This window comes from Aerococcus sp. HMSC10H05, from assembly GCF_001806975.1.
In the GTDB taxonomy this organism is placed as follows: domain Bacteria; phylum Bacillota; class Bacilli; order Lactobacillales; family Aerococcaceae; genus Aerococcus; species Aerococcus viridans_B.
Genome location: NZ_KV786948.1, coordinates 2797 through 11769, shown reverse-complemented (window position 1 = coordinate 11769; position 8973 = coordinate 2797). Strand labels below are relative to the sequence as shown.

Sequence of the window (8973 nt, the reverse complement as noted above, 5' to 3'; positions counted from 1 at the left end):
GGGAAGTTTGGTACGGTTACGGATGATGTTACATCATCTGCTGTTGTCGCTTGACCGTAGTCTTTCTCTACCGGTGTTACTTCTGGTTCATAGGCTTCGTTATCAGCTAACTCACTATCTGCTGCAAAAGAATCTGCTGCAATAATATTGCCGTTTACAACTAATTGAACAGTATAGATTTTACGTCCTTCAAAGTCATCAGGCACTGTTAATTGGGCAGCTGATCTAGCTTCATCCAAATTATTTACTTTTGTTCTTGATAATTCTACTGGACTTCCATCAGTTGAATCAATCCAAACAATTTCAGTTTCTTCCCCCGGATAGAACATTGAGAAAACATCACTTATAGCTGTAGCGCCTGGTTTTGCGATATTATTAACAGCATCGTAGTTTGTGATATCAATATTATACTTAGCAGGGTCTGCAACTAAAGCAAAATGCACATTATAGGCATAGTTTTTATTGGCAATAAAGGCATCTGAACTTGCGTAGTCTTTTGGATGGGTAAAGACTGGTGATGAATAACCAGTATATCCTGGTACTACCTGACCGTCACCATCAATGACGTATTGATACATATAATTTAGATCAAACTTGTCATCAAAGCGAGCTGTATAACGTCCTCGTTCACCTACAATTGGTGCAACAACAGTTTGTTGAATATATTCCGGATTAGCTGCTAAAATTTCTTGTTGTTGTTTAATACGTTCGTTAACGTCCTTAATGTCATTTGTTGCTGACATAGCTTGACCACCCTCAGCAGTCAATACACTTGTCACTACGCGGAAGCCTGTCTCTGCTTCTTCCAATGTTTGATTAACGAATCGTTCACCGGCTGAATTTGGGAATCCTGTTCCGGCTCTACTTGTTTCCCACCAAACTTGACCGCTCACTGCATTACGATGTTTTTTATTTACACCATCAGGTAGATAACTTGGATTATTATCAGGACCTTCATCATCGTATTTCCACTCATTTTCTGGCGTCGTCATCGTTACATTATTAGGTTTTTCGTAAACATAAATAGCAGTTCTTTGAATACTGTGCCCGGCTAATACGAACTCACCTGTCGCTAATGTCGCGCCTGAAAATCCTGTTGAATTCCCTGGTTGCTTACGGTAAGTAAAGTATTCGTTACCATTACTTGATGTTTGACCTGGCGCTAACCATAATTTATATCTTTGAGAGCCAACTGATTGGAATGCTGGTTTATGCAATTTTCCTGTCGCATCTGTCCAACCTTCACCAATATCGAAGGCATACACACCGTTACCACCTTGTCCTGCACGAGTACCACCTATATCATGTGTCATGGCCTCATATACCGGAGAAGTGATGCCATCTTCATCCATCCATTGTAAGTACACTTTATAACCGTTTAAGGCTGTTTCTGAACCGTTAATACCAGGTGTATATCGATTAGTCGCAACATCTAGCCAACCACTTACAATACCTGGCGTCGTTTGGAATTGTCTACCACTAGTAATTTTTCCAGATTCGATTGCATCTACATTTATGATGTTTGAATTACTTGTAGAAGCATCTTCTTCCTCAGCTGATGCCGCGGCAAAAGTTGTGATTTCTTCAGATTTTTCTTCCTTATTTTCTTCAGCCGTCTCTACTTGAGTATCCGCAGCGCGATCACTTTCTTCTGTTGCTTCTTCAGTTTCTTCTGCTTTATTGGCTTCTGAAGTTTGAGCGTCTGCTTCTGTTTCCGCTGCTTTTTCAACTTCTGAAGTTTGAGCGTCTGCTTCTGTTTCCACAACTTCTTCTGCTTTTTCAGCATTTAATACTTCGGCATTTTCAACAATTTTATCAATGTCTGCTGTCGAAGTTGCTTGATCAATTAAAGCACCTTCTGCAGCTAGTTCATTTGTATCTAAATTTTCTAGTGCATTAATTTTTTCTTTTGCTTGTGCTTTATAATCAGCTAATTCATCTACTGATTCTTCTTCAGTTACTGCTTCAGCAACCTCAGAATTACTTTCTTCTGCTGCTTCCGCTGTTACTGGTGATTCCACTGAACTTTCTTCTGGTAATGCTTCTTCAGAGGCAGTTGTTACCTCACTGTCATTATCCTTAAGCTCTGTTTCGTCCACGGAAGCGACTTCTGAAACTGTCTCACTATTTACCGTTTCTGCAGCTAATGCTACTTCTGAATTTCCTAAAAAGAAACCAGTCATAACAGTCGCAGATACAACTCCAATTGTTAAACGTTTAATTGCATATCGTTGAATACGATTACCATTTTTTTGTCGTTTAACTTCATGGTTATTTTTTCCAACCATAATCTTCCTCCTCATGCACTAAAATATAAGCTACATACACCTCTATTTAAGAACACATTAGACTATCAGTTATCTTCAAAAATATGTTTTCTTAACATAAAAGTGATGACAATCTTATAAAACGCTCCCAAAACATTGTCACATCAACATTTAACCAAATATAACTTTTTTATAATTTCATATTTACGTTTTATAATCAGGTTTATGAAAACGGTTAATACAAAATATTGAATATTTTGTATTTATTTTAGTTTCAAAATGAAGTCATTTTTATCCTATATTGCATCAAAAAGATATATTTAAACAATTCATACCATACAAAATTAAAAAGGATGTGACTAAACAAATCACATCCTGCAATATTTTATGCGTAAATTTATCTTTATATTTAGCTTCTAGTCAATCGTTTCTACTAATACACCTGAGTGGTCTGATACAGCTTGTTGACGTTCCCCATCAAATACAACTTCAGATTTTTTTACTGCGACACCTTTAGGTACGAAAATATAATCTATACGAATTTGTTCTTTAAGCCCGGTCCAGCCACTAATTTCTTTTAGGACAGTTGGACCTCCAATGGTCTCTTCAGCAATCATATATGAATCCTGAATTGGTAGAGGTGTTGATATCAAATAATCGTAACCGTCTGTGTTGGCTGGATTATTAAAGTCACCCATAAAGTAGATTGGTAGTTTCGTTCTAGATAGGTATTTTTCAGTTTCCTGCCATTCATAGTGAAACTCTTGATTATTTTTACCATGCCACCATGAGTAGTGCCCAGAAACGGCCATAAAGCTTTCGCCATTTGGTCTAGTGATCTTAGCCGTAAGAATACGACGCGTTTTATAGTCATACCAATTATGACTTTTTGATACGTTATAGCTAGTGACGCTATCAACTGGGTATTTTGATAAAATTGCTACACCCTCTTGCATTGTGTCATGCGCAATATGAGTCATAGCCCAACCCCAATAGTAGGTTTTGCCTAATTCCTCTAATAGTTCTACTAAACGTAAGGCAAAATTATCTTCTTTAATATTCACTTGTCCATCCATAGGTTTGAAATTTGGGATTTGATCAATGGCTACCCGATGACCAACAATACTTTGATTGACTTCTTGTAACCCCACTACATCAATGTCCCAATCAGCGATAGATTGTGCAATGAAAGCCATCTTTTGATCTTGATCATTTTCACCATAAGCATGAGTATTTAATGTTAACAGTTTCAACTAGTTTAACGCTCCTTTTCATAAACTTTCTCACTAATAACTTGTCTATTCAACTAGATTATAGCTTACTTCATTCACTTCACAAAAATAAATAACGAAATATACCTATTTCCTCTTTAATTTGATGTTAACTTCCTATACTTAATCGCCAAATAGCAAATCGAATGAAAGCTGCAATCAATAGGATCACAATCTCGCCTGCAAAATATTTAAGATTTTTTGGTGTCTTAAATACATTTTTAAGTGTATCTCCAAGTCTAACTTTTAAAATCAAGACACTAAATGTCACTAGAATAAAAATCAATATAGCCATTCCTGTGTTTCCGATGAGTAAAAAACTAATTAGAATCAACAATAAACTAATATAAAATTGCCCTAAGCTATCATGATTTTGATCAATTTGATTCCATTTAGATTTAATTAGAAAGCCCGCAAATGGTAGAATACATACGGACATTAATGAAATTACAGTAGAAACATTTGTCGTTAAATTTTCTAACAAATTCAATCCATGCATATTGCCTTGAAAACTTAAAAGTGCAATATACAGGATCGGTGCAATTACAAGTATCATAATCACGAAATGGATCATTCGGCTTAAATTTTTACTGGTCATAGGTCAAGCTCCTTATTTTCTTTCTTTAATAATTCTTGTTTTCTAACATACTCGAAATAAGCGATGGCTAGTAAGTTTGTAGCTTGATGAATAGGCAACATCGAAGCAAAGGCTTCATCTTTATAATCAAATTGAGTCGTTTTAAAGTAAATTGCATAATCTGATAATGTAGCCAAAAGACTCGTATGCATTTCACTAACTGCAATTAGTATGGCACCTTTACTCTTAAATACTCTCAGCTCCCGTTCAATCGATTTCACATTCCCACTAAAAGACGCCACAATAAGTACATCACCAGGTTTTATGGAGGCACTGGCAATTTTTAATTCTAAAGGCGCAGAAATATCAATTGAAAACTTATTATTTAATAAGATGATTCTCCTAAAATCATTTAAAGCATTTTTTTGTGCCCAACCAGTACCATATAGGAAGACGTTATCTGCATCATAAATACTTTCAACGATAGGTGTTATCTGTAAATTACTAAACATTTTAAAAGTATCTTGAGTATCAGAAACTAACTGGCCTATTGGATCAATTTCACTATCATGTCGCTGTTTTTCTGCTTCATTATTCAAATAAAATTTAAATTCTGCATAACCTGAGAAACCGATTTTTTGGGTAAAACGAGAAATAGTTGATTTTGAAACGGCTAAAATGCTGGCCAATTCAGTAATAGACATCTTTCTCACTACATGTCCGTTTTTCATGATATAGTCAAAAATATAAATTTCATTTTCAGTTAATTTACTATAAAACTCATTATAAATATTTTCTATTGGTCTCATAAATGCCTCCAAAATAATAAGAGTGGACCTTGGCCCACTCTTATTATATCAAAAGCGTTTATGTTTAATAGGTTAAGATAATTCAGGCCAATAAGATTTGTTCGCCTCAATTAAATCATCCAAAATTTGTTTTGCTATTCGTGCATTTGGTACCGTTCTTGATAAGGTAATGGCTTGCCATAATTTTTGATAAGAACCTTCACTCCAAGCTTCAACTACAAGTTTTTCAACAGCAACTTGTTGTTCCATTAAACCTTTTTGGAAGCGAGGAATTTCACCAGTTACCAATGGCTCTGGTCCATTTGAAGTGATAATACATGGAATTTCTACCATAGCAGTTGGATCAAAGTTTACGATTGACCCATTATTTTCCACAATTAATAACATTCTTTCACGTGTGTTATATGCTAAAGCTCTGGCTAAATCAACTATATAAGATGCATGGTCATCTGCTTTTAAAGTCGTTTTAGCACCTGAACCATAGTTGACCACTTGATTACATTCTGAAAATACTTGTTTTTCTCGGTGGTCCATTACTTCATTTGCCCGAGTGTAGTCTGGGTTGGCCACTGCTACTTCATCTTGTGGATACATATAATATTTTAGATAAGTATTTGGTAAAGTATCTTCATCTAACCAAGAAACTTCTTTCGCTTTTTCAAATGTGTGCATCCAGCTTTCTTCAACATCTTCTTCAGATGTGTTGGCTAATTCTTCAGGTGTTACATAACCATGTTCATGAACCCATTCCTTAAGCTTCGGCATCAAATCGTTACCTTCATGGTCTCTAATATCAGTCCACCAACCAAAGTGATTTAATCCATAGTATCTAACAACGAAGTCTTTACGTGATTTTAATCCTAAAATATCCGCCATACGGTATTCAATCCCTACAGGCATATCACAAATATTAATAATACGGCTGTTAGGACGTAATTTTCTTGTAGCTTCTGCAACAATGGCTGCTGGGTTGGAATAGTTCAACATCCATGCATCTGGAGAGTATGCTTCCATATAGTCAATTAATTCTAGCACGCCACCAATTGAACGCATACCATAAGCAATACCACCAGGTCCACATGTTTCCTGACCAATTACCCCATATTTCAATGGAATTTTTTCATCTTTTTCGCGCATTGCATACTTCCCAACACGAATATGCGCCATCACAAAATCAATATCTGTAAAAGCAGTTTCTGGGTCGGTTGTTGCAATAAATTTAATTTCTGGTGCTCGTTCATTTAAGATAATCTCACAAGCATCCGCGATTTGCTTTTGACGGTCACCGTCATTGTCATAGAATTTAATTTGACGAATTGGGAAAGTATCAAGATTATCTAAGAGCATCATGATAATACCAGGTGTAAAAGTTGACCCGCCACCTGCTACAAGGATTGATTGTTTCTTTAATGTCATTTTGAATTCCCCCTAATAGAATTTGTTGTTAAATGAATATTTCCTATATCTATATGCTAACAAAAATTGAAGCGTTTTCATTACCATTTGAACATTCTGTTCGCATTTTAGTATTTATAAAACCGTTCCATTTTTTGGAACTTGTCCCTTAATGCTAAGCCTTACCAGTACGTTTAGCAATTTCTATATCTACTTCATCACGAACTTGTGGGACATCTAATCCAATGATTACTTGAATCGCTTGTCCCTTACGGACTACTCCATGTGCACCATTTTCTTTAAATGCTTTATCTGTAGCTAATACATTTGGATCTTTAACTGTTAATCTCAATCTAGAAGCACAGTTGTTAACGTCAGTAATATTTTCTGGACCACCTAATAAATCAACATAATTAGATGCAGTTACTGCGAAACGTCCACGACTAGGGTCATTAGCAGCCTCTTCAGCATAACTTGACATGGCTTTATCACTGACTTTAGATTCTGAAGGATCATGGCTAGTATCATTTGGATCGAAACCAGCTGATGCTTGTTTTTTCTTGTCTTTATAGTCTTGTTTAGAATACATTTTCACTTCTGCTTCATCATCTTCACGACCTGGTGTCTTCAAATCAAATTTGTTAATAATCAAGCTAAAGACGACAAAGTAGATAGCTGAGAAGATTAAACCTATCACTAACCAAGTCACAATTGCCCCGAGATGATTAGACCACATTGGGATAATAAATTTAGAAACAACTGAGATTAAACCTGATCCAATGTCTCCTGCTAGCCCAAATAGGTACATAGTTGTCGCTAGTGAGGCTGCAAGTAATGAATGGATAAAGAATAGTTGTGGGGCGATAAATAAGAAGGTAAATTCAAACGGTTCTGTAATCCCTGCCATAATCGCCGTAAAAGCTGTTGGTAATAACAATGACAATACTTCTTGACGTTTTTCTTTTTTCGCTGTCGCATAGAAAGCACCAGAAATACCAATCGGTGCGAAAATTTTTGACATATTGTGTAACGCAAAAGCGCCTTCTGGGAATTGTTCACGTAAGGGTGCTGGATTTGAAGCAATCACATTTAATTGATCCAACCAAGCACGTTCAACCCCACCCTCTATTACTGCAGGGCCATAGATAAATGGTTGATAAACGAAATGATGTAGCCCTGTTGGAATTAAAATCCGTTCTAAGAATACATATACGAATACACCAAAAGCACCAGAACTTGCTAACCAACCTTGTAAAGTTGCGATACCACCTTGAATTACTGGCCAACCCCAAGCAGTAATAAATGCTAGAGGTAACACGATAAAGAAACCAAGAATATAGACAAATGTTGATCCTTGGAAAACACCTAACCAGTCTGGCAATTTTGTATCAAAATACCGGTTGTGTAACCATACAACAATGGCAGCGACAAGAATGGCACCAATGATATTCGTATCTAGTGTTTTTACACTACCAATTAGTTTTAATCCACTCACACCGCCTGGTTCAGCAGCATAATCTACACCAAAGTTACTACCCCAAATTTCAAGAATCTTAGCTAAGAAACTTTGGAACGTCATGTATACAATAAATGACTCTAAACTTGCTCTACCAGCTGCTTTACTAGCTAATCCAATTGGGAGACCAATGACAAATAATAGTTCAATTTGATTAAATACGGTCCACCCACCAGCTTCCAATACTGACCAAACATTACGCCATAAACTCCCTTCAGCAGCGACACTACCCATAATCAATTCATTTTGAAATAGAATTGAGAAGGACAATATAATCCCCGCAAACGAGAATAACAGCACCGGCACAAACATTGCGCCCCCAAACCGTTGCAATTTCGCCATCATCATTACTTCACTCCTTTTTATGTTGAATATTGCTATCAATACAATCATCTTAGCATTTCATTTTCCTATCTGCAAACGCTTCCATTTCTTTTGGGACAAGTTCTTTAACCATCACAATGTTCCATTATAAGGAAATTGACCCAAAAAAAGAGGCTGGGACAAAAATATCTCAGCCTCTCTTTGTTATATAAGAACCTTTATAATTGGGTTCCAAAAGTTAATACTTCTCATAAATCTATATACATGTAAATTCTGACTATTATAGCAATGAATAAGATAAACCATTCACCTGCTAGTTTACGGTAACTAGACGGTTCTCGTAACATGGCGATGGCTTCGTTATATTTAATGCCTAAAGGATAGCTAGCAGCTATAAATAGGAAAATCATGAAGATCGCCATACTATATTCACCCATTAAAATTAATGCCACTGTCGTCATCATTAGGCTTAGGTAGAAATATTCTTTGGCGTGGCGTTTAAACAACCTAGCCTTGCGCCATTTGACCTGCATTAAGATAGCTGAAACTGGGATACACAGTGTCCCTAGCATATAAGTAAAGGTCCAATTCGTATGTGCAAAATAATCAATTAAGGTCAAATCAACAAACTTAGCTTGAATAAATATAAAAACTAAATTCACTAATGATGTAATAAACAAAAGCAGAGTAACAACATTTATTATCCAACCGAGTATCCGTGTAGTCATCCCATACCTCCCTATTGAAATAGCAGCGTAACATATAGACACAACCATTATAACAAAAAAGGATGTGACAAATGTCGTTTAGACTC

7 protein-coding genes are annotated in these 8973 nt (G+C 36.0%); all 7 read right to left on the bottom strand.

Features of this window, described 5'->3' with window-relative positions; genetic code table 11:
• A partial coding sequence (locus HMPREF3116_RS01055; RefSeq protein ID WP_168125752.1) for a YSIRK-type signal peptide-containing protein occupies positions 1-2288 on the bottom strand: 2288 nt, incomplete at its 3' end.
• Positions 2289-2683: 395 nt separating this feature from the next.
• Positions 2684-3520 (bottom strand): endonuclease/exonuclease/phosphatase family protein, encoded by an 837-nt coding sequence (locus tag HMPREF3116_RS01050; protein ID WP_070467030.1) that lies wholly within the window; start codon positions 3518-3520, stop codon positions 2684-2686.
• 127 nt (positions 3521-3647) lie between these two features.
• On the bottom strand, positions 3648-4136 hold the full coding sequence (locus HMPREF3116_RS01045; RefSeq protein WP_070467028.1) for a hypothetical protein: 489 nt from the start codon (positions 4134-4136) through the stop codon (positions 3648-3650).
• Positions 4133-4924, bottom strand: coding sequence for a MurR/RpiR family transcriptional regulator (locus HMPREF3116_RS01040; protein ID WP_070467027.1), 792 nt, complete (start codon positions 4922-4924; stop codon positions 4133-4135). Before HMPREF3116_RS01040 ends, HMPREF3116_RS01045 begins: the two co-directional genes overlap by 4 nt.
• 72 nt (positions 4925-4996) lie before the next feature.
• Positions 4997-6340: a 6-phospho-alpha-glucosidase gene (locus HMPREF3116_RS01035; protein ID WP_070467025.1), complete on the bottom strand. Its 1344-nt coding sequence runs from the start codon at positions 6338-6340 to the stop codon at positions 4997-4999.
• A 154-nt stretch (positions 6341-6494) separates the two neighbouring features.
• Positions 6495-8180 (bottom strand): alpha-glucoside-specific PTS transporter subunit IIBC, encoded by a 1686-nt coding sequence (locus HMPREF3116_RS01030; protein ID WP_070467034.1) that lies wholly within the window; start codon positions 8178-8180, stop codon positions 6495-6497.
• Positions 8181-8407: 227 nt separating this feature from the next.
• On the bottom strand, positions 8408-8887 hold the full coding sequence (locus tag HMPREF3116_RS01025; RefSeq protein WP_070467024.1) for a hypothetical protein: 480 nt from the start codon (positions 8885-8887) through the stop codon (positions 8408-8410).
• Positions 8888-8973 lie beyond the last annotated feature (86 nt).